Raw genomic sequence first — 21,823 nt, 5'->3', positions numbered from 1 at the left:
CTCTCTCGCAGTATGAGCCGATCGTGACCGCGGTGGTACGACGACGGCCCCGGGCGATGCCGGGGGCCGTCGGTCGTACTGGAAGGTGTCAGCGCAGGTCGTAGCGGTCGAGGTCCATGACCTTCGTCCACGCGGCGACGAAGTCCGTGACGAACTTCTCCTTCGCGTCGTCGCTGGCGTACACCTCGGCCACGGCGCGCAGCTCGGAGTTGGAGCCGAACACCAGATCCGCCCGGGTGCCGGTCCAGTGACCGTCGCCCGACACGAACTGCGTCGACGTCTCGTCCGTCGGCTTCCACGCGGTGTCGAAGTCGAGCAGGTTGACGAAGAAGTCGTTCGTCAGCACGCCCGGCGTCTCGGTCAGCACGCCCAGCGACGAGCCGTCGTGGTTGGCGCCCAGCACGCGCAGGCCGCCGACGAGGACCGTGGTCTCCGGAGCGGTCAGCGTGAGCAGGTTGGCCTTGTCGACCAGCTGGTACTCCGCCGGAGCGCCACCCTTGCCCGCGTAGTTGCGGAAGCCGTCGTGGCGCGGCTCGAGCCACGCGAACGACTCGACGTCGGTCTGCTCGGCCGAGGCGTCGACGCGGCCGACGGTGACCGGCACCCTGACCTCGACGCCGCCGTCCCGGGCGGCCTTCTCGACCGCGGCCGCACCGGCGATCACGATCAGGTCGGCCAGCGAGACGGCCTTCTCATGGCCGTCCGCGATGCCCTGCAGGACGTTCAGGACCCGCGCGAGCTGCGCCGGGTTGTTGGCCTCCCAGCCGTTCTGCGGGGCCAGCCGGACGCGGGCGCCGTTGACGCCGCCGCGCTTGTCGCTGCCGCGGAACGTCGAGGCGGCGGCCCACGCGGTCGAGACCAGCTCGGAGACGGTCAGTCCCGACTCGAGCACCGCGGCCTTGAGCGCGGCGACGTCGGCGTCGCCGATGACCTCGCCCTCCCAGGCCGGCAGCGGGTCCTGCCACAGCAGGTCCTCGGTCGGGACCTCGGCGCCGAGGTAGCGCGCCTTCGGACCCATGTCGCGGTGCGTCAGCTTGAACCAGGCGCGCGCGAACGCGTCGGCGAACGCCGCCGGATCGTCCTTGAACCGCAGCGAGATCTCGCGGTAGGCGGGATCCTCGCGCAGGGCGATGTCGGACGTGAGCATCCGCGGCTCACGGCGACCGTCGCCGAACGCCTCGGGCACCATGTCGGCGCCCCCGCCGTTGGTCGGACGCCACTGCAGGGCGCCGGCTGGCGAGTCGAACCGCTCCCAGTCGTAGGCGAACAGGATGTGGAAGAACTCGTTGTCCCAGCGGGTCGGGTGGTAGGTCCACGTGACCTCGAGGCCGGACGTGATCGCGTCGGGGCCGACGCCCGTGCCGTACGCGGACTTCCAGCCGAGTCCCTGCTGCTCCATCGGGGCGCCCTCGGGCTCGGGGCCGACGAGGTCGGCGTCACCGGCTCCGTGGGTCTTGCCGAAGGTGTGGCCGCCCGCGATGAGCGCGACGGTCTCCTCGTCGTTCATGGCCATGCGGCCGAACGTCTCGCGGATGTCGTGGGCGGACGCGAGCGGGTCGCCGCTGCCGGCGGGTCCCTCGGGGTTGACGTAGATCAGACCCATCTGGACGGCCGCGAGCGGGTTCTCGAGGTCGCGCTCGCCGGTGTAGCGGTCCTCGTCGCCGAGCCACGTGGTTTCCGAGCCCCAGTAGACGTCGTCGTCCGGCTCCCACACGTCCGCGCGACCGCCGGCGAAGCCGAAGGTCTCGAAGCCCATGGTCTCGAGCGCGACGTTGCCGGTGAGGATCATCAGGTCGGCCCAGCTGATCTTCTTGCCGTACTTCTTCTTGACCGGCCACAGCAGGCGACGGGCCTTGTCGAGGCTCACGTTGTCGGGCCAGGAGTTCAGCGGGGCGAAGCGCTGCTGACCGGCGCCGGCGCCGCCGCGGCCGTCCTGCACGCGGTACGTGCCGGCGCTGTGCCACGCCATCCGGACCATGAGCGGGCCGTAGTTGCCGAAGTCGGCGGGCCACCAGTCCTTGGAGTCGGTCAGCACCGCGGCGATGTCGGCCTTGACCTCGGCGAGGTCGAGCGAGAGGAACTCGGCGCGGTAGTCGAAGCCGTCGTCCATCGGGTTCGCGGCCGGCGGGTTCTTCGCGAGCAGCTTGAGGTTCAGCCGTTCGGGCCACCACGCGCGGTTCGCGTCACCCGTGGTGGGGCTCGGCAGCTTGTCGTGGATGACGGGGCACTTTCCCTCGGTGGGGTGCAGTCCCTTGGCCTCGTCGGGCTCGTTCATCTCGCCGACGACGGCATCCGGCTTGTCGGAGTCAGACATGACGGTCCTTTCAGGTGGGTGTTCAGGAGTTCTGGGAAGCGCAGGCGGGGCACAGGCCCCAGAAGACGACCTCGGCCTCGTCGACGACGAATCCGTGGTCGTGCGACGGCGTCAGGCACGGTGCGGCGCCGACCGCGCAGTCGACGTCGACGATGCGCCCGCACGAGCGGCACACCAGGTGGTGGTGGTTGTCGCCGGTGCGGGTCTCGTAGCGGGCGACCGTCCCGGCCGGCTCGATGCAGCGCAGCAGCCCGGCCGACGTCAGGGCCCGCAGGGCGTCGTAGACGGCCTGGTGCGAGAGGTCGGGGACCTCCCGACGGGCCGCATCGATGACGGCGTTGGTGTCGGCGTGCGGATGGTCCGAGACCGCCGAGAGCACCGCCGTGCGTTGTCGCGTGACCCGCAGTCCGGCGTCGCGCATGAGCTGCTCGACGTCGGGGGAGAGGGTCATGGCCCCACCATACCGCCTTCCTTGAATCGATCAAGAAAAGGTGCGATGGAGGTCGCCCGATGACCGCTTCGCGCGTGCGCCATGCTGGAGGCAACGACGAGAGGACGAGTCATGCCATTGACCGGCGAGTACGAACCGAGCACCTCGGAGTGGGCGCGCAAGCAGGCCGAGACGTTCGAGGCCTCCGACGGCCAGAAGGCCAACACCCTGCAGGGCGTTCCCGTCATCGTGCTGACCAGCGTGGGCGCGAAGTCCGGCAACCTGCGCAAGACGGCGCTCATGCGGGTCGAGCACGACGGTCAGTACGCGGTCGTCGCGTCGATGGGCGGCGCGCCGGAGCACCCGGCCTGGTACTGGAACCTCGTGGCCGAGCCGCACGTCGAACTGCAGGACGGTGCCGTGAAGGCGGACTACCGCGCCCGCCAGCTCGAGGGCGACGAGTACGCCACGTGGTGGGACCGCGCGGTGGCCGTGTGGGCCCCCTACGCCGACTACCAGAAGAAGACCGACCGCAAGATCCCCGTGTTCCTGTTGGAGCCGATGGAGTGACGCTCGACGAGGCGGGTCGGCTCGATGCGGCCGACCCGCTCGCGGCGCACGTCGATGCGTTCGTCCGGCCGCCCGACGTCGTGGCGTACCTCGACGGGAACTCGCTCGGCCGGCCGTTGCGTCGGACACGGGACCACCTCGCCGACTTCGTCGCGCACGAGTGGGGCGAGCGGCTGATCCGCAGCTGGGACGAGCAGTGGATGGACCGTCCGCTCGAGGTCGGCGACCGCATCGGCGGTCTCGTGCTGGGCGCCGCGCGGGGACAGACGGTGATCGCCGACTCGACCACCGTCCTGCTCTACAAGCTGGTCCGGGCGGCGGTCGCGGCGCAGCCGGGTCGCGACGAGACCGTCGTCGACACCGAGAACTTCCCGACCGACCGCTACGTCGTCGAGGCGGTTGCCCGCGAGACGGGATGCGCCGTGCGCTGGATCGCGCCCGACGCGGCCACCGGCGTCACGGTCGACGACGTCGCCGCGGTGGTCTCCGAGCGCACCGCGGTGGTCGTGCTGAGTCACGTCGCCTACAAGTCCGCATTCATCGCGGACCTTCCGGCGATCACGGCGGTCGCGCACGCGGCGGGCGCGCTCGTGCTGTGGGACCTGTGCCACGCGGCGGGCGTCGTCGAGACCGAGCTGGACGCGGCAGGTGTCGACCTGGCCGTGGGTTGCACCTACAAGTACCTCAACGGCGGGCCCGGATCACCGGCGTTCGCCTACATCGCGACCGCGCTGCAGGACCGGCTCGAGCAGCCGATCACCGGCTGGATGGGCCACGCCGACCCGTTCGCGATGGGCCCGGGCCACGTGCCCGCCACGGGTGTCCGCCGGTTCGTGAGCGGCACCCCGCCGATCCTCGCGATGGTGCCCCTCATGGACATGCTCGACCTCGTCGAGGTGGCAGGGCTGCCGGCGATCCGGGCGAAGTCCGTCGCCCTGACCGAGTTCGTCGTGCGCGTCGCCGACGCGACGCTCGCGCCACTGGGGGTCACCGTCGCCTCGCCGCGCGAACCCGCCGTGCGCGGCGGGCACGTCACCCTCGAGCACGACGACATGCGCCGTGTCGTGGCCGAGCTGTGGCGCGACGGGGTGATCCCGGACTTCCGCAATCCTCGAGGACTGCGCGCCGGGCTGTCGCCCTTGTCGACCAGCTTCACGGAGGTTGCGACCGCGCTGGAGCACGTCGGCCGCGTCCTGCATCGCCGCTGAGCCGGGACGCCGGCCCCCGTGCGGGTGTTCAATCGAAGGATCACTCGACGATGAGGAGGCCTGATGACGACGATCGGTGTGCCCAAGGAGGTCAAGGATCACGAGTACCGGGTGGCGATCACGCCACTGGGCGTGCACGAGTTGGTCGCCCACGGACATGAGGTCCTGATCGAGGCCGGTGCAGGCGTCGGCTCGTCGATCGGTGACGACGAGTACGAGGCCGCCGGCGCCCGCATCGTGCCGGACGCCGACGAGGTCTGGGGCTCCTCGCAGGGTCTGCTCAAGGTCAAGGAGCCCGTCGAGCAGGAGTACCACCGGCTGCGCGACGACCTCGTCCTGTTCACGTACCTGCACCTCGCGGCCGACCGGCCGCTCACGGAGCGACTCCTCGACGCCGGCACGACGGCGATCGCCTACGAGACCGTCCAGCTGCCGTCGGGGGCCTTGCCGCTGCTCTATCCGATGTCGGAGGTGGCCGGGTGCCTCGCGCCGCAGGTAGGCGCGCACTCGCTGCTGCGGGCGCAGGGCGGCAGGGGCGTCCTGCTCGGCGGCGTGGGCGGGGTCGCGAACGCCAAGGTCGTCATCATCGGCGCCGGCGTCTCGGGCCAGAACGCCGCCAACATCGCCCTGGGCATGGGCGCGGACGTGACGCTGCTCGACACCGACCTGGACAAGCTGCGGATGTCGTTCTGGCGGTACAACAACCGCGTCCACGGACTCGCGAGCTCGAAGCTGACCCTCGAGCAGCAGGTGCTGGAGGCCGACCTCGTGATCGGCGCCGTCCTCATCCCGGGCGCCGCCGCGCCCAAGCTGGTCAGCAACGACCTCGTCTCCCGGATGAAACCCGGCTCGGTCCTCGTCGACATCGCCGTCGACCAGGGCGGCTGCTTCGAGGACACGCACCCCACGACGCACTCCGATCCGACGTACTCCGTGCATGAGACGACGTTCTACTGCGTCGCCAACATGCCCGGCGCCGTGCCGAACACCTCGACCTACGCCCTGACGAACGCGACCCTGCCCTACGTCGTCGCGCTCGCCGACAAGGGCTGGGAGCAGGCCTGCCGTGACGACCACTCGCTCGCCCTGGGCCTCAACACCCACGCGGGCACGCTGACCAACAAGCCCGTCGGCGCGGCGACCGGGATCGCCGCGATCAGCCCGGAGGAGGCGCTCGCCTGAGCGCGGCCGCCGGGGCGGTGACTTACGTACCGCTGGGCCGCCGGGGCGGTGAGTTACGTACCGCTGGGCCGCCGGGGCGGTGAGTTGTGAACCGCTGGCGCACTGGGCGGTGAGTTACGAACCTCAAGACCCCGTCAGAGGTACGTAAGTCACCGCTCCCACGGCTGCAGGTGCGTAAGTCACCGCTCCCACGGCCAGACGTACGTAAGTCACCGCCCCGAGGGCCCCGCGCCAAGGCCACATCGATGGGTGCCGAAGGCGGGACTTGAACCCGCACGCCCGAGGGCACAGGTACCTAAAACCTGCGTGTCTACCTGTTCCACCACTTCGGCTGATCGGGCCGAGTCTAGGCCGCGCTGAACGAGTATTGGAAGTCGCTCGGCGCGAGGGCCTGACGCGCGTGGGCGTGCGAACCTGCGTGCGGCAGCCGACGATGGGCGGGTGGCCCACGACGAGGTGACCCCTTCGCGGGTCCGCGACCAACTGGTCGACCTGCCCCTGCCCGGAACGGGCTCCACACGCGAGCGATGGCGCTTCCTCGAGCGGCTCGGCAGTGACGACCTGTGCCTGGCCAAGATCGTCGAGCCGCACCACGACGCGGTCGCGATCCTGCGTGACCTGGGCGGTCCGGCGGTCGAGAGCGACTCGATCTGGGGCGTGTGGGCCGCGGAGCCGCCGTTCGCCGTGCTCAAGGCCGGTATGCGCGGCGACCGCACGGTGCTGACCGGGACCAAGGCGTTCTGCTCGGGCTGGGGCGTCGTCACGCATGCCCTCGTCACGGCCGTCACCGATGACGGCCCCGGGATGTTCGCCGTGCGCCTCGGCGACGGAGTCCGGATCGATGACGAGGCGCCGGCGTGGACGGGAGCCGGCATGCGGCGCGCCGGGACCGTGACGCTCGTGCTCGACGAGGTCGAGGCGGTCCCCGTCGGCGAGCCGGGCGACTACGTCGACCGCCCCGGCTTCTGGCACGGCGCGATCGGCGTGGCTGCGGTGTGGGCCGGTGGATCGGCCGGAGTGGCCGAGGCGCTGGAGCGCTCCCGGGACCGGCTCGACGCGCATGCGCTGGCCCAGCTCGGTGCCGTCCGGGCGATGCTCGCCTCCGACGCGGCGATGCTCGACCGGGCCGCCCGATGGATCGATGCGCACCCGCGCGACGACGCCAGCCGGATCGCGCAGGAGACCCGGGCCGTCATCGCGACCCACGCCAGCGAGGTGATGGACCGCGTCGGGCGCGCCCTCGGGCCCGGTCCGCTCGCGACCGATCCCGACCACGCGACCCGCGTCGCCGACCTCACGGTGTTCGTCCGCCAGCACCACGCGGAGCGCGACCTGGAGTCGCTCGGGCGGCTGTCGTGACGGCGGTCGCGTGGGCCGATGCCGTTGACGAGGCGCCCTGGGTGGAGACGCCGCCGGGCCGGATCGCCGTCCTCTCGGCGCACCCCGACGACGACGTGATCGCCCTCGGCCGCTGGCTGGCCGGCGCTCCGGCCGACACGATCCTGGTGGTCGCCACGGACGGCGAGGCCTCGCACGCCGGCAGCGACGCGATCGGCCCCCGGGAGCTGCGGCGACGTCGGCCCCTCGAGCACGCGCAGGCGCTCGCCGAGCTCGGTCTGGACCTGCCCGTCCATCGGTTCGGCCTGCCCGACTCGGAGCTCGGCGCGCACGAGGCCGAGCTGACCGAACGGCTCGCCGCCGTGCTGGCGGGAGTCGACCTCGTCGTCGCGCCCTACCGGCACGACGGCCATCCCGACCACGAGGCCGTTGGCCGAGCGGCGGCGCGCGTCCACGACGGTCCGCGGTGGGAGTACCCGGTGTGGACCTGGGTCTGGTCGGCGCCCGCGCCCACGCTGGTCGGGCGGCTCCGGCGCGTGCCGAGTCACGCCGACGCGCCCGCGAAACGCGCCGCGCTGGCTCGCTACCGGACGCAGGTCGAGCCCGTCGGGGACGCCGCGCCGATCGTCACCGCCGAGCTGCTCGCGCATGCGCTCACGGCCCCCGAGGTCGTGGTCGTGTGACCGCCCGCTCCTACTTCACCGAGCTCTACGACCAGTCCGCGGACCCGTGGCGACTCGCCACGACCGTGTACGAGCTGGCCAAGTTCGACGCGACCGTCGCGGCACTCCCACAAGCGCGGTACGCGACCGCCTTCGAGCCGGGCTGCTCGATCGGCGTGCTCACCGCTCGGCTCGCGCCGCGCTGCGACCACCTGCTCGCGATGGACCTCGACCCGCGGCCCCTGACCGCTCTCGACCTTCCCGGCGTCGAGGCGCGGGCCGGCCGCATCCCCGAGGACTGGCCCGACGCGACGTTCGACCTCGTCGTGCTGTCGGAGATCCTCTACTTCCTGCCCGCCGCCGAGCGGGCGGAGGTCGGCGAGCGCCTGACGGCGAGCCTCGCCCACGGTGGCCACGCGGTCGCCGTGCACTGGCGCCACGCCTTCGACGAGGCCGACACGACGGGCGACGAGGCCCATGCGGAACTGGCGTCGCTGCCCGGTCTGGACCTCGTCTCGAGTCGCGTCGAGCCCGACTACCTATTGGACGTGTTCACCCGTGCGTGACGCCGCGACGTGCGTCGGGGTCGTCGTGCCGGCGCTCGACGAGGAGGACCTGATCGGCTCGTGCCTCGATGCGATCGCCGCCGCGGCCGCGCAGGTCCACGTGCCCGTGCGGACGGTCGTCGTGGCGAACGGCAGCACGGACGCCACGGCAGCGATCGCCGCGGCCCGGGGTGCCGTCGTGCTCGACGGGCCGCGGTGCCCCGTCGGCCTCGCGCGCGACCTCGGCGCCCGTCGGCTGCTGGGCTCGAGCGGGCTGTGGCTCGCGACGACCGACGCCGACTCGCGGGTGCCGCCGACGTGGCTGGCCGACCAGCTGTCCAGCGGCGCGGACGCCTTCGTCGGGACGGTCGCTCTCGACCTCGCCGACCATGACCGGCATCCGGGCTGGACGCGCGAGTACGAGCGCCACCTCGACGGGCGTGGTCACTCCCACGTGCACGGGGCGAATCTCGGCGTGCGCGCCGACTGGTACGAGCGGGTGGGAGGCTTCCGCCCGCTGGGCTGGGCCGAGGACCACGACCTCGTCCAGCGCCTCGTCGGTCGCGGCGCGCACGTGGTGCGGTCGACGCGGTCGCCGGTCGTCACCTCAGCCCGGCACACGTCGCGGGTGACCGGCGGCGTCGCGACCGACCTGGCCGCCTCCGGCTGAGGCCGACCTCAGGCGGCGTCGAGACCGAGGTCCCGGCGCAGCTTGGCGACGTGGCCCGTCGCCTTGACGTTGTACTGCGCCAGCTCGACCGCGCCGTCGGCACCGATCACGAACGTCGAGCGGATGACGCCCGTGACGACCTTGCCGTAGAGCTTCTTCTCGCCGAAGGCGCCCCACGCGGTCAGGACCTCCTTCTCGGGGTCCGACAGCAGCGTGATCGTCAGGCCGTCCCGCTCCCGGAACTTCGCCAGCTTCGCCGGCGCGTCGGGGCTGATCCCGAGCACCTCGAAGCCCTCGGCCTTGAGCCGGTCGATCGAGTCGCTGAAGTCGCACGCCTGCTTCGTGCAGCCCGGCGTCATCGCGGCGGGGTAGAAGTACACGATCACGCGCCGGCCACGCAGATCCGAGAGCGTCACCTCGCCGCCGTCGTCGGTGGGCAGGGTGAAGTCGGGTGCCGGGTCACCGGGCTGCAGGCGTGTCGTCATGGGCACTATCCTGACAAGGCACCCCGCACGCATCGAGAGGACTCCCGTGGCACGAGCGAATTCGACCCCCGCCGAGGCGTCCCCCGACGAGATCGTCGACGAGATCGAGGAGATCCGCGACCGGCTCAGCGACACGATCGACGAGCTCGTCGACCGGGTCAAGCCGGCGAACATCGCCCGCCGCCAGGCCCGACGTGCCAAGGACTACTTCGTCGACGCCGAGACCGGCCTGCGCTACGAGCACGTCGTCCCCGTCGTCACCGGCACGATCGCGGCGATCGCCGGCATCGTGCTCCTGCGCAAGCTCCTGAAGTGACCCCGAGGCCGATGTGATGGACGCCAAGCTCCCGATCCGGATGCTGCACGACCGGCTCCTGGTCTCGCTGGACAAGGAGGCCGGCGACCGGCGCTCGTCCGGCGGCATCGTCATCCCCGCCACGGCGGCGATGGGTCGGCGGCTGTCGTGGGCGCGGGTCGACGCGGTCGGCTCGCAGGTCCGCTCGGTCGAGATCGGCGATCGGGTCCTGTTCGACCCCGAGGATCGGGCCGAGGTCGAGGTGCGCGGCGAGACCTTCATCCTCCTGCGCGAACGCGACCTGCACGCCGTCGCGTCAGAGCGCATCGACGAGGGCCAGACCGGCCTCTACCTGTGAGATTGCGGCCGTGAGCGCAGGCGATCGCCTCCCGTTCCGGCGGCTGCATCTTCCGCGGTCCGAGGTCTCCCTGCGCGATCGCGTCCAGCGCGTCCGGCGCAGCTGGCGGCTGCTGCTGCGGCTCACGATCGCCACGGGCGGCGCCTACGCGATCGCCACCTACGTCTTCGAGCACCAGCAGGCGTTCTTCGCGCCGATCTCCGCCGTGATCGTCCTGACCGCAGGCGTCGGCCGGCGTCAGCGCGTGGTCTTCGAGCTCGTCCTCGGGGTGGCGTTCGGCGTCCTGGTGGGCGAGCTGCTGATCCTGTGGATCGGCCGCGGCGCCTGGCAGATCGCCCTCGTCGCGGGGCTCACGGCCGTGACGGCGATGCTGTTCAACCTCAGGGGTCTGGCGTTGACCCAGGCGATCACCTCCGGCCTGCTGCTCGCCGCGGTCGTGCCTGCGGCCGGGGCGACCAACCCGGCCATGACCCGGTTCGTCGACGCGTTGATCGGCGGACTGTGCGGGCTCTTCATGGTGCTCGTGCTGCCCCGCAACACGGTGCGCGACGTCGACGAGAGCCTGCAGGGACTGCTGCAGCGGCTCGCGAAGGTGCTGTCGCGGATCGGACAGGCGATGCGCACGGACGATGCCGCGCTCGCCGACCTCGCGCTGACCGAGGCCCGCGAGACCCAGCCGCTCATGGACGCCCTGCGGGACACGGCCACGAACGTCAGCGAGGTGGCCCGACTGGCCCCGATGCGCTGGAACCAGCGCGCCGACGTCGATCGGTACGCGGCCAGCGTCAACGACCTCGACAACGCCCTGCGCGACACCCGCGTGCTCGCGCGCCGCGTCGCGGCGATGCTGAGGCACCGCGAGGACGCGCCGAGCGGGCTGACCGACGCCGTGGACACGCTCGTCGAGGCGGTCCTGATCTATGCCGACGAGTTCGCGTCGGCCACCGATCTCGAGCGCGCGAACGAGCGCCTCGTCGAGGCCTCCGACCTCGCGATCGGAGCCCTGCGCGATCGGCTCACGGTGAACACCGCCTCGATCGCGGCGCAGGTCCGCTCGCTGGCCGCCGACCTGCTGATGGCCGGGGGCGTGCCCCGCACCGCCCTCGACGACCTGCTCGACCTCGACGACTGAGGACCGGAGCGTAGGTTCGGTCCATGGAACCGCGGCACCGGCTCGAGGCCCTGAGGCGACGTCTCGCCGCGCTGCGCCGCGCCGCCGAGAGCCGGATCGGCGAGCCCGACGACACCGACCGGTCCATCGAGCCGGAAAGTCGTTCGGCCGACGACGACCCTTCTGCATAGCCTCGACGGGTCACGCCCGTTCGTATCACCCGCCGCTTCGGACGCTCGTTCGGAGCGGCGTTACTTCGCCGTCCACCCATCGATCCTGAAAGGAGGCGCGTCATGACCACGACACCCACCCATCTCATGCCCGCGAACACCCACCCGACCACGGAAGGCATCCGTGCGGAGGCAATCACGGGGGAGGAGGTGAATCACATGTCGTTGTTCGAACTCGCACCGCGACGCCAGACGCGCGCCGACCTCGACCGGATGGTGGTGCTGGAGCGGCTCCGGCAGCGTCGTCGGGTCTCCCGTCAGCTGAGTGCCGTGCACAGCCAGCTGTGGGGCATCCGCGCGAACCGTTGAACACCCTGACCGGGGCGGGAGGCCGATGCCTCCCGCCCCTCGTCATGGCTGCGGGTCGTCGCTCAGTTCCCACGTCCAGTCGTGCCACGGGTCCCTGACTCTCCAGCCCTCGCCGTAGCGGGCCCCGAGGAAGTCCTCGGGACGAGCCGGGGCGAGCAGTCTGCGCCCCAGGAACTCGGTCGGCGCGGCCGGCACGAGCATCGCCGCCGGGACCTCGCCCATCGCCATCGACTGCATGTGCAGGTGGGCGATGCCGCCGTCGAGGAAGATCGGGAAGACGTCGACCGCGATCGCCTCGGTCGGGTGCTTCACGTGGATGTTGAACGCGGACGGCGTGGGATTGATCCACAGCCGCCAGCCCCGCTCGGCGAGCTGGTCCGCGACCGCGCGCACCGCCTGCTTGCGGGCCGCGGCACGACGGAGCTCGCCCGCCTCGCCGGTCGCGTCGACGACCGGATCGGGCAGCGCGAAGGCCAGGTCGACGTCGTCGTCGTGCGCCAGGAAGCCGCCCTCGCGGACGGCGCCGAGCAGGGTGCCGTAGCAGAGCATCAGGTCGTGACCGAGATCGTGGAAGGCCGCCGTGACCTTCTCGACGTGATCGAGCAGGGCGTCGCCACCAGCCGCGAGGGAGCCGTCGTCGCGCAGCCCGTGCCGGGTCAGCACCTGCGGCGGCAGGCCGTATCGGGGCCGGACCTGCTCGATCATCGCCATCAGCCGGTCGAGCTTCGCACGGCTGTCCAGCCCGAGCCCGAAGACGCGGACGCTCGTGGGGGTCGTCGCGGCGACCGCCCGCTGGGCGCACAGCAGATGCGTCAGGACGGTCCATTCGGCCTCGGTGAGGACCGGATGGCTCTTCGGCGTCCCGATGCTGATCAGCCCGGCGATGAGCCGCAGGCGGTCCCGGTCCGCGGGCAGCTCACGGGTGGCCAGTGCGTGGGCGAGGGTGGAGACGGGGCGCTCGCGGCGGTCGTCGGCGCTCATCCAGCCCGCCAGCTCGGCGTCGAGAGCGGGTGCGTCGTGGGTGGGACCGGACCAGACCAGCCGCCAGGACCCGTCGACGTCGCGGACCTCGACGCGCACGCGCCGGGTCCGGATCGTGAGGTGGTTGCGGCGGCCGAGGAGGGCGACGCGATCGACGCGCAGCGGCGCGTCCAGCTCCAGTTGCCACCATGCTCCGCGGTCGCGCCGGGTCTGGAGACGGTGCCGCGTGGCGCGGTCTGACGGGTCCGACCACGTGTCGGCCGGACCGACGCTGGAGGCGGAGTGCCGGGCTCCGTCCGGCAACGCGAGGATGCCGCCGTCCGTGACGAGCTCGAAGCCCAGCGAGTCGAGAATCCCGGCGTAGTCGGCCGGATTCACGAGCCGCAGGCCGGTGATCTCGGCGTCGATGCCGATCAGCAGCCGGTCGATGCCGTGGCCGCCGATGAAGCCGTGCTCGGGCAGGCCGTCGCCCCGCCGGTCAGGCGGGGCGGGGCGGCGGCGGAACCGCCCGAGCAGGCTCAACTGCCGAGCGCCTCGGCGAAGGCGAGGATGCGCTTGGCATCGCGGATGTGCAGTTCCTCGACCATCTTGCCGTTGAACGTGGCGACGCCCTTGCCGTCGGCGGCGGCCTCCTCGAACGCGGCGATCATGCCGCGAGCACGGTCGACGTCGGCCTCCGAGGGGCTGAACGCGACGTTCGCCGGCTCGACCTGCGACGGGTGGATGAGGGTCTTGCCGTCGAAGCCCATCTCGCGCCCCTGGCGGGCCTCGGCGTCGAAGCCCTCGGGGTCCTTCACGTTGTTGTAGACGCCGTCGATGACGACCTTGCCGGCGGCGCGCACCGCGAGCAGCGTCCACGACAGCGCCGTCAGCACGAGCGGGTTGCGCCCCGGCACGTGCAGTCCGTACGTCTCGTTCACGATGTCGTTGGTGCCCATCACGATGACCGTCAGGCGCGGGTGCGCGGCGGCGATCTCCTCGGCGTGCAGGAGCGCCCTCGGGGTCTCGATCATGGCCCACAGCTGGGTCGTCTCCGGTGCGCCGGCGGCCTCCATCGCCGCGACGAGGTCGAGCACCTGGTCGGCCGACTCGACCTTGGGCACGAGGATCGCGTCGGGGCCGGCCTTGGCGGCCGCGGCGACGTCATCGTCGTGCCACTGGGTGCCGATCGAGTTGACCCGGATCGCCAGCTCGCGACGGCCGTACTCGCCGGACTGCACGGCGGCGCACACGTTGGCGCGACCCTGCTCCTTGGCATCGGGCGACACCGAGTCCTCGAGGTCGAGGATCAGCGCGTCGGCGTCGATCGTCTTGGCCTTCTCCAGCGCGCGCTCGTTGGCGCCGGGCATGTAGAGGACGGAACGGCGGGGACGAAGCTCGGTCATGCGAGGTCTCCTCAGAGGTCGTAGGCGGCGGCCAGGTCGGGGTCGCGCTCGGCGAGGGACTTGGCGAGGTCGAGCATCACGAGGCACTGCTTGCAGGAGGCGTCGTCCTCCATCTTTCCGTCGATCATCACCGCGCCCGAGCCGTCGCCCATCGCCTCGACGACGCGCTTGGCGTGCGCGACGTCCTCGGGGCTCGGCGAGAAGACCTTCTTGGCGATGTCGATCTGGACCGGGTGCAGGCTCCACGCGCCGACGCAGCCGAGCAGGAACGCGTTGCGGAACTGGTCCTCGCACGCGACGACGTCCTTGATGTCACCGAACGGGCCGTAGAACGGCAGGATGTCGTTCATCGCGCACGCGTCGACCATGCGGGCGATCGTGTAGTGCCACAGGTCCTGCTGGTAGGTCGTGCGGCCGACCGTGAGGTCCTCGCCGGTGGGGTCCTGGCGCACGAGGTAGCCGGGGTGGCCACCGCCGACCCGCGTGGTTTTCATCCGGCGGCTGGCGGCCAGGTCGGCCGGGCCGAGGCTGATGCCCTGCATGCGCGGGCTGGCCGCGGCGATCTCCTCGACGTTGGCGACGCCCTCGGCGGTCTCGAGGATCGCGTGCACGAGGATCTGGCGGTCGAGCCCGGCGCGGGCCTCGAGCTGGGCGAGGATGCGGTCGACGAAGTGGATGTCCTGCGCGCCCTCGACCTTCGGCACCATGATGACGTCGAGCTTGTCGCCGATCTCGGTGACGAGCGTGATGAGGTCGTCGAGAACCCACGGCGAGTCGAGGCTGTTGACGCGCGTCCACAGCTGGGTGTCGCCGAAGTCGGTCTTCTTCGCGATGTCGACGAGGCCCTGGCGCGCGGCCTCCTTCTTCTCGGTCTTCACCGCGTCCTCGAGGTTACCGAGGATGATGTCGACCTTGGCGGCGATGTCGGGCACCTTGGCCGCCATCTTCTCGTTGCTCGGGTCGAAGAAGTGGATCATCCGGCTGGGCCGGAACGGCACGTCGGCGCTGGGCGTCGGGGCGCCGACGGCGAGCGGACGCAGGAAGGCACGGGGGTTGCGCACGGGAACTCTCTTCCGTGAAAGGTCAAGGCTGTGGGGGTCAGTATGCCCGGGGCGTCGGTCCCGCGATCCCGCCGGGTGGCCCGGTGCCGACCCACGCGGTCAGAGGATCTCGTCGACGCTTTCGACCGGACGAGCCAACCGGGCGCCCTTGTCGGTGACGACGAAGGGGCGCTCCACGAGGACGGGATGTTCGACCATCGCAGCCAGGATCTCCTCGTCGGAGGCCTCGGCGAGGTGGAGCTCCGTGTAGAGCGGTTCACGCTTGCGCGCGGCCTGCGCGGGGGTGAGCCCGGCGGCGGCGAACAGGTCGCGCAGCTGCTCGGTGGTCCAGCCCGCGTCGAGGTACCTCACGACCGTGGGCTCGATGCCGGCCTCCTGCAGTCGCGCCAGCGTCTTGCGCGAGGTCGTGCAGCGGGGGTGATGGAAGATCGTCGCGTCCACGCGAGCCACGGTACCCACCGCTCGTGCCGCCGGGTGCACGGCTCACCGCCCACCGGGACCACGGGACCCGGTGGGCGGTGAGTGGCTCAGACCCGCGCGGCGTGGGTGTCGGTGCCCGGTCGGGCGTAGACGCCCCAGGCCACGACGAGCATCACGACGTAGACCGCGGCGAAGGTCCACAGCCCGTTCTCGATGCCCAGCGCGGCGAACGTGCGCGGCACGAAGAAGGACCCCAGCGCGCCCACGGCGCCCGCGATGCCGATGCACCCGGCGGCCGCGCGGTGGCCACGGGCGACGGAGGCCTCGTCGTGCGTGCCGATCTGGAACGCGATCGGGATCATCCGGTAGACCGAGCCGTTGCCGATGCCCGCGGCGCCGAACAGCAGCAGGAACAGGCCCAGGAAGAGGCCGAAGCCGGCGTCCTCGAGGGTCAGCACGAGACCCAGGACGCCGAGGGCCATCGTCACGTACGACGCCATCGTGACGCGGGTGCCGCCGAGCCGGTCGGCGAGCGCCCCGCCGAGCGGCCGGGTCAGCGCGCCCGTGACCGCCCCGACGAACGCCAACTGGATCGGCACCTCCGGGTGCAGCGCCTTCATGAGCGTCGGGAACGTCAGCGAGAAGCCCAGGAACGACCCGAACGTGCCGATGTAGAGGAACGAGATGATCCACGTGTGCGGGTTCTGCACGGCCAGCGCGAAGCTCTTGAGGTCCGAGTGCGCGTGGGACAGGTTGTTCATGAGCAGGAACGCCGCGAGTGCCGCGATGACCGCCGCGGGGATGAAGATCAGGCCGGCCCGGCCGAGCGCGACGCCGGCGCTCGTCGTGATGATCAGCGGGACCACCAGCTGCACGATGCCTGTGCCGAGGTTGCCGCCGGCGGCGTTGATGCCGAGCGCCTTGCCCTTCTCGCGCTGGGGGTAGAAGAACGAGATGTTGACCATCGACGAGGCGAAGTTGCCGCCGCCGAGTCCGGCGAGCGACGCGACGAGCAGCATCACGCCGAACGGCGTGGTCGGATCGCTGACCGCCCAGGCGAGGGCCGACGCCGGGATCAACAGCAGCAGCGAGGAGATGACGGTCCAGTTGCGGCCGCCGAAGACGGGCACCATGAACGTGTAGAGGATGCGCATCGCCGCCCCGGTCAGGCCCGGCAGGGCGATGAGCCAGTAGAGCTGGTTCGCGGTGTAGTCGAACCCGGCGGACGCGAGGTTCGGCACGACGATGCTCCACACGCCGAGCATCATGAAGCCGAAGAACTCGGCGAAGACGGACACGACGAGGTTGCGGCGCGCGATGGCGCGTCCCTCGGTCTCCCACTGCGTCGGATCCTCGGGATTCCAGCCGTCGATCCAGCGGCCACGCCGGTGGACGAGGGTGGAGGTGGCGGTCGTGGTGGTCATCGGGGCTCCTGACGCGGGTCGGTGAGGGTCGTCGCCGACGCTAGGAACCCGGCGTTTCGCGAAACGGTGCGTCGGCGTAACCGAACGGGAACGAACTGCTCACAGCCGGGACGTGTCGGGCGTGAGAGAAAAGTTCACCGCGTGTTACGTCCGGCAACCGGGCCCGAAACGTGGGCTGACGACGCTGGTCCGCATGACACGCAAGAGACTGATCGTGGTCGGCGCCGGAATGGTGGCGCGTCGGCTCGTCGAGGCCCTCGTGGAACGCGGCGCCACCGCGCAGTGGGACATCGACGTGTTCGGCGAGGAGAGCCGGCCCCCGTACGACCGGGTCGCACTCACGTCGTTCTTCACGGTCGCCGATCCCGACGACCTGCTGCTGGGCGACCAGTCGCTGTGGCGCACGCCCGGCGTCCGCCTGCACCGCAATGCCCGGGTCGCGGGCATCGACCGCGAGACCCGCACCGTCTCGGTGCACGGTCGCGAGGAGCACTACGACGAGCTCGTGCTGGCGACCGGCTCGTACGCCGCGGTCCCGCCGGTCGACGGCGCGGACCTGCCCGGCTGCTTCGTCTACCGCACGGTCGACGACGTCGCCGAGCTGCGTGCGTGGGTCCGCGACCGGTCCCGTCAGCTGGGCCACCCGGCCAGGGGCGTCGTGATCGGCGGCGGCCTGCTCGGCCTCGAGGCAGCCGGCGCGCTGCGCGAGCTGGGCGCCGAGTGCACGGTCGTCGAGTTCGCCGACCGGCTCATGCCCGTCCAGGTCGACCTCGCCGGCGGGCAGGCGCTCCAGCGGCTCATCGAGGGCCTCGGCGTCGAGGTGCGCACCGCCACCGCGACGAAGTCGGTCCGCACGGGCCGCGGCACGAAGAAGGTCGGCCGGATGACGTTCGCCGACGGCGAGACGATCCCGGCCGACGTCGTCGTGTTCGCGACGGGCGTGCGGCCGCGCGACGAGCTGGCCCGCGAGGCCGGGCTCGACGTCCACCCGCGCGGCGGGGTCATGGCCGACCCGTCCTGCCGCACGAGCGACGAGCACGTCTGGGCGATCGGCGAGGTCGCGTGCATCGCCGACCGCGTGTGGGGGCTGGTCGGCCCCGGCTACACGATGGCCGAGGTCGTCGCCGACCGACTGCTCGGCGGGGCGGCCGAGTTCACGGGCGCCGACCTGTCGACCAAGCTCAAGCTGATGGGCGTCGACGTGGCCAGCTTCGGCGACGCGTTCGCGACGCAGGGCGGCAGCCTCGAGGTCGTCTACGCCGATCCGCTCGCCGGCGTCTACAAGAAGCTCGTCATGAGCGACGACGCCTCGACGCTGCTCGGCGGGATGCTCGTCGGCGACGCCTCGGCCTACACGAACCTGCGGCCCATGGTCGGCAATGCGCTCGGCGGCGACCCGGCCGCGTGGCTCATGCCCGACGGGGTCGAGCCGCCGTCGAGCGGCTCGCTGCCCGACGAGGCCACCGTGTGCTCGTGCAACAACGTCACCGCGGGCACGATCCGCTGCGCGATCAGCGGCGGCGAGTGCACCGACCTGGCGGGCGTCAAGAGCTGCACCAAGGCGGGCACCAGCTGCGGCTCGTGCGTCCCGCTCGTCAAGCAGATCGTGAACGCCGAGCTCGAGGCGCAGGGCGTCACGGTCAGCAACGCGCTGTGCGAGCACTTCGACCTCTCCCGCAGCGAGCTCTACGAGGTCGCCGCGATGACGGGCGTGACCTCCTTCAGCGAGCTCATCGCGACCCACGGTCGTGGCAACGGGTGCGACATCTGCCGGCCGGTGGCGGCCTCGATCCTGTCCACGCTCGGTCGCGGGCACGTCCTCGACCGCGAGAACGCCCGGCTCCAGGACACGAACGACCACGTCATGGCCAACCTGCAGAAGGACGGCACGTACTCGGTGGTGCCGCGGATCCCCGGTGGCGAGGTGACGCCCGAGGGGCTCATCGCGATCGGCCGGGTCGCGGCGGACTTCGGGCTCTACACGAAGATCACGGGCGGCCAGCGCATCGACCTGTTCGGGGCTCGGATCGAGCAGTTGCCGCAGATCTGGAGGCGACTTGTCGACGCGGGCTTCGAGTCCGGTCACGCCTACGGCAAGAGCCTGCGCACCGTGAAGTCGTGCGTCGGTCAGACCTGGTGCCGCTACGGCGTGCAGGACTCGGTCGGCCTGGCCGTGGCCCTCGAACTGCGCTACCGCGGCCTCCGGTCGCCGCACAAGATCAAGCTCGGGGTCTCCGGCTGTGCGCGCGAGTGCGCCGAGGCGCGCGGCAAGGACGTCGGCGTCATCGCGACCGACAAGGGCTGGAACCTGTACGTCGGCGGCAACGGTGGCTTCACCCCGCGGCACGCCCAGCTGTTCGCAGAGGACCTCTCGACCGAGGAGCTCGTGCAGGCGATCGACCGCTTCCTGCTCTACTACGTGCGCACGGCCGACCGGCTGCAGCGGACGGCACCGTGGATCGAGGCGGTCGAGGGCGGGATCGACCACGTGCGCGCCGTCGTGCTGGAGGACTCGCTGGGCATCGGCGCCGAGTTGGACGCGCAGATGGCGGCGCACGTCGACACGTACGCCGACGAATGGGCCGAGACGCTCGCCGACCCGGAGAAGCTCGCGCAGTTCGGCTCGTTCGTGAACGCCCCGGACACCCCCGACCCCGACCTGGCGTACGTCGAGGAGCGCGGTCAGCGCCGCCCCGCCGGCCCGGTCGTCATCGCCGGCGACACCCTGCCGGTCCGCTCCCAGCAGGAGGTGACCGCATGAGTGAGGTCGTGGTGGAGCGCAAGGCGGACGCGGGCCACGCGGACGACTGGACGCCGGTCTGCACGATCGACCGGCTGTGGGTCGACCGGGGCGCGGCAGCCCTCGTCGACGGGGAGCAGGTCGCGTTGTTCCGGCTCGTCGACGGCGAGGTCTGTGCCGTCGGGCACCGTGATCCCTTCACGGGCGCCAACGTCATCGCGCGCGGCCTCGTCGGCTCGCGCGGGGACGTCCCGACCGTCGCGTCTCCGCTGCACAAGCAGGTGTTCGACCTGCGCACGGGCGGGTGCCTCGACGATCCCGAGGTCACCCTCGGGCACTGGGACGTCGAGGTCCGGGACGAGGTCGTGTGGCTGCGCCGGGGTCGCGCGTGACCCCTCACGGGCCCGTGCTCGCGGGCACGCGCATCCTCACCACGGCGCAGCGCCGCTCGACCGACCTCGCCAGCGCGCTCGTGCGGCGCGGCGCCCAGGTGCACGCCGCCGCCACGCTCGGCGTCGAGGCCCACATCGACGAGGAGACCCTCGTCCGACGCACGGAGGAGCTCATCGCGGCGCCGCCGGCCCTCGTCGTCGTCACGACGGCGATCGGGTTCCGAAGCTGGCTCGAGACGGCCGAGTCCGTGGGGCTGCTCGAGCCCCTGCACGCCGTGCTGGAGGTGGCCCGGATCGTCGCGCGCGGGCCCAAGGCGCGCGGCGCGATCCAGGCGACGGGGCTCGTGGCGGACTGGGTCGCCGAGTCCGAGACCTCGCGCGAGATGGCGGAGTACCTCGTGGCGGAGGGCGTCGAGGGCCTGCGGGTCGCGGTGCAGCACCACGGCGCGGGCGACGACGGCCTCGAGTCGGCGCTGACGGCCGCCGGTGCCACGACCGTGCCGCTCGTCGTCTACCGCTGGGGACCGCCGCCGGATCCGGTCGCCGTCGAGCAGTCGGTGCGCGACGTCGCCGCCGGCGGCTTCGACTGCGTCGTCTTCACGTCCTCGCCGGGGGCGAGTGCCTGGCTGGCGGCGGTGCGAGCGCAGGAGGGGCGCGCCACGATCCTCGAGCTCGCCCGGTCGGGCCGGCTCGTGCTCGCCGCGGTCGGACCGATCACGGCCGAGCCCCTGGCCGTCGCGGGATTCGAGCCGCTCGTGCCCGACCGCGGCCGGCTCGGCGCGCTCGTGCGCTCGGTCGTCCTGCACTTCGGGCGGGACGACCTCGGCGTCGACCTGGCCGACGGTCGCCTGCGCGTGCACGCGACGGCCGCGACGCTCGACCACGAGGTGCTGCCGCTGTCCCCGTCGGGGCTGGCGATGCTGCGCCTGCTGGCGTCCGAGCCGGGCGCCGTCTTCTCGCGCGAGCAGGTCCTGCGGGTCCTGCCCGGCGACTCCACCGACCCGCACGCGGTCGACGTCGCGATCGGCCGGCTGCGGGAGGCGCTCGCCGGTCGCAGCGTCGTCAAGACCGTCGTCAAGCGCGGCTACCGACTCGACCTGACCGACCGGGAGGCGATCGCATGAGCACGCACGTCACCACCGAGCCCGTCCTCGTGGCCTGCAGTCACGGCACCCGCTCCGCGCGGGGGGCCGCGGCGGTGACCGGGCTCGTCGACGCCGTCCGGGCTGCGCTCCCTCGGACCGAGGTCGCCGCCGCGTTCGTCGACGTCCAGCAGCCCGCCCTGCCCGACGTGCTGGCCTCGCTCGACGGTCGCGAGGCGGTCGTCGTACCGCTGCTGCTGTCGGCGGGCCGCCACGTCCACCACGACATCGGCGGCGCGGTCGGGGCCCGCAGGGAGCACGCGGCCGCCGCCACACTGGGCCCGCACCCCGTGCTGACCGACGTGCTCGTCGAGCGGCTCGCCGAGGTGGGCCTGCGCGACGACGACGCGGTCGTCCTCGGCGCCTCGGCCTCGAGCGACCCGCGCGCGGTCGCCGACCTTCAGGCGGCCGCGTCGGCGGTGTCCGAGCGGCTCGGCCGACTCGTCCCGGTCGGTCACGTCGGACACTGCGGGACCCCGCTCGCCGACGTCGTCGCGGCGGCGAGGCGACCCCGGCGCCGCGTCGTCGTCGCCTCCTACCTGCTCGCGCCGGGCCACTTCCACGACGCGCT

At 72.0% G+C, this 21,823-nt stretch carries 23 protein-coding genes, 1 tRNA gene and 1 pseudogene; 16 read left to right on the top strand and 9 right to left on the bottom strand.

Annotated elements, in window-relative coordinates; all coding sequences use genetic code 11:
• Positions 1 to 88: 88 nt before the first annotated feature.
• Both katG and ACT26F_RS09420 read right to left on the bottom strand, forming a co-directional pair.
• The gene (katG, locus tag ACT26F_RS09425) at positions 89 to 2,314 is read right to left on the bottom strand and encodes a catalase/peroxidase HPI (protein ID WP_471670261.1); all 2,226 of its coding nucleotides are present in this window, start codon (positions 2,312 to 2,314) and stop codon (positions 89 to 91) included.
• A gap of 22 nt (positions 2,315 to 2,336) precedes the next feature.
• A complete protein-coding gene (locus ACT26F_RS09420) occupies positions 2,337 to 2,765 on the bottom strand; it encodes a Fur family transcriptional regulator (RefSeq protein ID WP_471670260.1) in 429 nt (142 codons plus the stop codon).
• A gap of 111 nt (positions 2,766 to 2,876) precedes the next feature.
• Here ACT26F_RS09420 and ACT26F_RS09415 point away from each other — a divergent pair, with 111 nt between their 5' ends.
• The 3 genes from ACT26F_RS09415 (at position 2,877) to ald (ending at position 5,704) form a co-directional block, all read left to right on the top strand.
• The gene (locus ACT26F_RS09415; protein ID WP_471670259.1) at positions 2,877 to 3,314 is read left to right on the top strand and encodes a nitroreductase family deazaflavin-dependent oxidoreductase; all 438 of its coding nucleotides are present in this window, start codon (positions 2,877 to 2,879) and stop codon (positions 3,312 to 3,314) included.
• Positions 3,311 to 4,522: a kynureninase gene (locus tag ACT26F_RS09410; protein ID WP_471670258.1), complete on the top strand. Its 1,212-nt coding sequence runs from the start codon at positions 3,311 to 3,313 to the stop codon at positions 4,520 to 4,522. Before ACT26F_RS09415 ends, ACT26F_RS09410 begins: the two co-directional genes overlap by 4 nt.
• A 63-nt stretch (positions 4,523 to 4,585) precedes the next feature.
• Positions 4,586 to 5,704 carry an alanine dehydrogenase gene (gene ald, locus ACT26F_RS09405; RefSeq protein WP_471670257.1) on the top strand — a complete coding sequence of 373 codons (1,119 nt, stop codon included), beginning with the start codon at positions 4,586 to 4,588 and terminating at the stop codon, positions 5,702 to 5,704.
• Between the two features lie 250 nt (positions 5,705 to 5,954).
• Here the strand turns inward: ald and ACT26F_RS09400 are convergent.
• Positions 5,955 to 6,036: transfer RNA gene (locus ACT26F_RS09400), tRNA-Leu, on the bottom strand.
• A gap of 109 nt (positions 6,037 to 6,145) precedes the next feature.
• On the opposite strand from ACT26F_RS09400, the gene ACT26F_RS09395 reads away from it, so the two are divergent.
• Genes ACT26F_RS09395 through ACT26F_RS09380 form a run of 4 tightly spaced genes read left to right on the top strand, consistent with a single transcriptional unit; the run spans position 6,146 to position 8,919 of the window.
• Positions 6,146 to 7,063 carry an acyl-CoA dehydrogenase gene (locus ACT26F_RS09395; RefSeq protein ID WP_471670255.1) on the top strand — a complete coding sequence of 306 codons (918 nt, stop codon included), beginning with the start codon at positions 6,146 to 6,148 and terminating at the stop codon, positions 7,061 to 7,063.
• Positions 7,060 to 7,725, top strand: coding sequence for a PIG-L deacetylase family protein (locus tag ACT26F_RS09390; RefSeq protein WP_471670254.1), 666 nt, complete (start codon positions 7,060 to 7,062; stop codon positions 7,723 to 7,725). The genes ACT26F_RS09395 and ACT26F_RS09390 overlap by 4 nt, the downstream gene beginning before the upstream one ends.
• Positions 7,722 to 8,270: an SAM-dependent methyltransferase gene (locus tag ACT26F_RS09385; protein WP_471670253.1), complete on the top strand. Its 549-nt coding sequence runs from the start codon at positions 7,722 to 7,724 to the stop codon at positions 8,268 to 8,270. The genes ACT26F_RS09390 and ACT26F_RS09385 overlap by 4 nt, the downstream gene beginning before the upstream one ends.
• Positions 8,263 to 8,919, top strand: coding sequence for a glycosyltransferase family 2 protein (locus tag ACT26F_RS09380; protein WP_471670252.1), 657 nt, complete (start codon positions 8,263 to 8,265; stop codon positions 8,917 to 8,919). Before ACT26F_RS09385 ends, ACT26F_RS09380 begins: the two co-directional genes overlap by 8 nt.
• 8 nt (positions 8,920 to 8,927) lie before the next feature.
• Here ACT26F_RS09380 and bcp read toward each other — a convergent pair whose 3' ends face one another.
• The gene (gene bcp / locus ACT26F_RS09375; protein WP_471670251.1) at positions 8,928 to 9,404 is read right to left on the bottom strand and encodes a thioredoxin-dependent thiol peroxidase; all 477 of its coding nucleotides are present in this window, start codon (positions 9,402 to 9,404) and stop codon (positions 8,928 to 8,930) included.
• Between the two features lie 46 nt (positions 9,405 to 9,450).
• On the opposite strand from bcp, the gene ACT26F_RS09370 reads away from it, so the two are divergent.
• From ACT26F_RS09370 to ACT26F_RS09350, 5 genes are all read left to right on the top strand, one after another.
• Positions 9,451 to 9,720, top strand: a complete 270-nt coding sequence (locus ACT26F_RS09370) for a DUF3618 domain-containing protein (RefSeq protein ID WP_471670250.1) — start codon at positions 9,451 to 9,453, stop codon at positions 9,718 to 9,720.
• A gap of 16 nt (positions 9,721 to 9,736) precedes the next feature.
• Positions 9,737 to 10,057: a GroES family chaperonin gene (locus ACT26F_RS09365; RefSeq protein WP_471670249.1), complete on the top strand. Its 321-nt coding sequence runs from the start codon at positions 9,737 to 9,739 to the stop codon at positions 10,055 to 10,057.
• Between the two features lie 10 nt (positions 10,058 to 10,067).
• Entirely contained in the window at positions 10,068 to 11,189 is a 1,122-nt protein-coding gene (locus ACT26F_RS09360) for an FUSC family protein (protein WP_471670248.1), read from the top strand.
• 23 nt (positions 11,190 to 11,212) lie between these two features.
• Positions 11,213 to 11,359, top strand: a complete 147-nt coding sequence (locus tag ACT26F_RS09355) for a hypothetical protein (protein ID WP_471670247.1) — start codon at positions 11,213 to 11,215, stop codon at positions 11,357 to 11,359.
• A 198-nt stretch (positions 11,360 to 11,557) separates the two neighbouring features.
• Complete coding sequence (locus ACT26F_RS09350; protein WP_471670246.1) at positions 11,558 to 11,707, top strand: hypothetical protein; 150 nt, start codon at positions 11,558 to 11,560, stop codon at positions 11,705 to 11,707.
• A gap of 42 nt (positions 11,708 to 11,749) precedes the next feature.
• On the opposite strand, the gene ACT26F_RS09345 is transcribed toward ACT26F_RS09350, so the two are convergent.
• The 5 genes from ACT26F_RS09345 to ACT26F_RS09325 form a co-directional block, all read right to left on the bottom strand.
• Positions 11,750 to 13,210, bottom strand: a complete 1,461-nt coding sequence (locus ACT26F_RS09345; RefSeq protein WP_471670245.1) for a LicD family protein — start codon at positions 13,208 to 13,210, stop codon at positions 11,750 to 11,752.
• The gene (locus ACT26F_RS09340) at positions 13,207 to 14,073 is read right to left on the bottom strand and encodes an HpcH/HpaI aldolase/citrate lyase family protein (protein ID WP_471670244.1); all 867 of its coding nucleotides are present in this window, start codon (positions 14,071 to 14,073) and stop codon (positions 13,207 to 13,209) included. The genes ACT26F_RS09345 and ACT26F_RS09340 overlap by 4 nt, the downstream gene beginning before the upstream one ends.
• Positions 14,074 to 14,084: 11 nt before the next feature.
• A complete protein-coding gene (locus ACT26F_RS09335) occupies positions 14,085 to 15,134 on the bottom strand; it encodes an HpcH/HpaI aldolase/citrate lyase family protein (RefSeq protein ID WP_471670243.1) in 1,050 nt (349 codons plus the stop codon).
• A gap of 99 nt (positions 15,135 to 15,233) precedes the next feature.
• Positions 15,234 to 15,575 carry an arsenate reductase (glutaredoxin) gene (gene arsC, locus ACT26F_RS09330; RefSeq protein WP_471670242.1) on the bottom strand — a complete coding sequence of 114 codons (342 nt, stop codon included), beginning with the start codon at positions 15,573 to 15,575 and terminating at the stop codon, positions 15,234 to 15,236.
• A gap of 86 nt (positions 15,576 to 15,661) precedes the next feature.
• Positions 15,662 to 16,978, bottom strand: a complete 1,317-nt coding sequence (locus tag ACT26F_RS09325) for an MFS transporter (RefSeq protein ID WP_471670241.1) — start codon at positions 16,976 to 16,978, stop codon at positions 15,662 to 15,664.
• A gap of 193 nt (positions 16,979 to 17,171) precedes the next feature.
• Here ACT26F_RS09325 and nirB point away from each other — a divergent pair, with 193 nt between their 5' ends.
• The 4 genes and pseudogenes from nirB to ACT26F_RS09305 form a co-directional block, all read left to right on the top strand.
• Positions 17,172 to 19,739, top strand: coding sequence for a nitrite reductase large subunit NirB (nirB, locus tag ACT26F_RS09320; protein ID WP_471670240.1), 2,568 nt, complete (start codon positions 17,172 to 17,174; stop codon positions 19,737 to 19,739).
• A complete protein-coding gene (gene nirD, locus ACT26F_RS09315) occupies positions 19,736 to 20,110 on the top strand; it encodes a nitrite reductase small subunit NirD (protein WP_471670239.1) in 375 nt (124 codons plus the stop codon). Before nirB ends, nirD begins: the two co-directional genes overlap by 4 nt.
• Positions 20,107 to 21,234 (top strand): uroporphyrinogen-III synthase, encoded by a 1,128-nt coding sequence (locus ACT26F_RS09310; protein WP_471670238.1) that lies wholly within the window; start codon positions 20,107 to 20,109, stop codon positions 21,232 to 21,234. Before nirD ends, ACT26F_RS09310 begins: the two co-directional genes overlap by 4 nt.
• Positions 21,231 to 21,551: pseudogene (locus tag ACT26F_RS09305) on the top strand (sirohydrochlorin chelatase); the annotation flags it as partial. The gene ACT26F_RS09310 and the pseudogene ACT26F_RS09305, both read left to right, overlap by 4 nt.
• Positions 21,552 to 21,823 lie beyond the last annotated feature (272 nt).

This window comes from Aeromicrobium sp. SP1 (assembly GCF_055663785.1).
The sequence above is the reverse complement of the archived record's forward strand: the minus strand, read 5'-3'. Positions and strand labels throughout refer to the sequence as shown.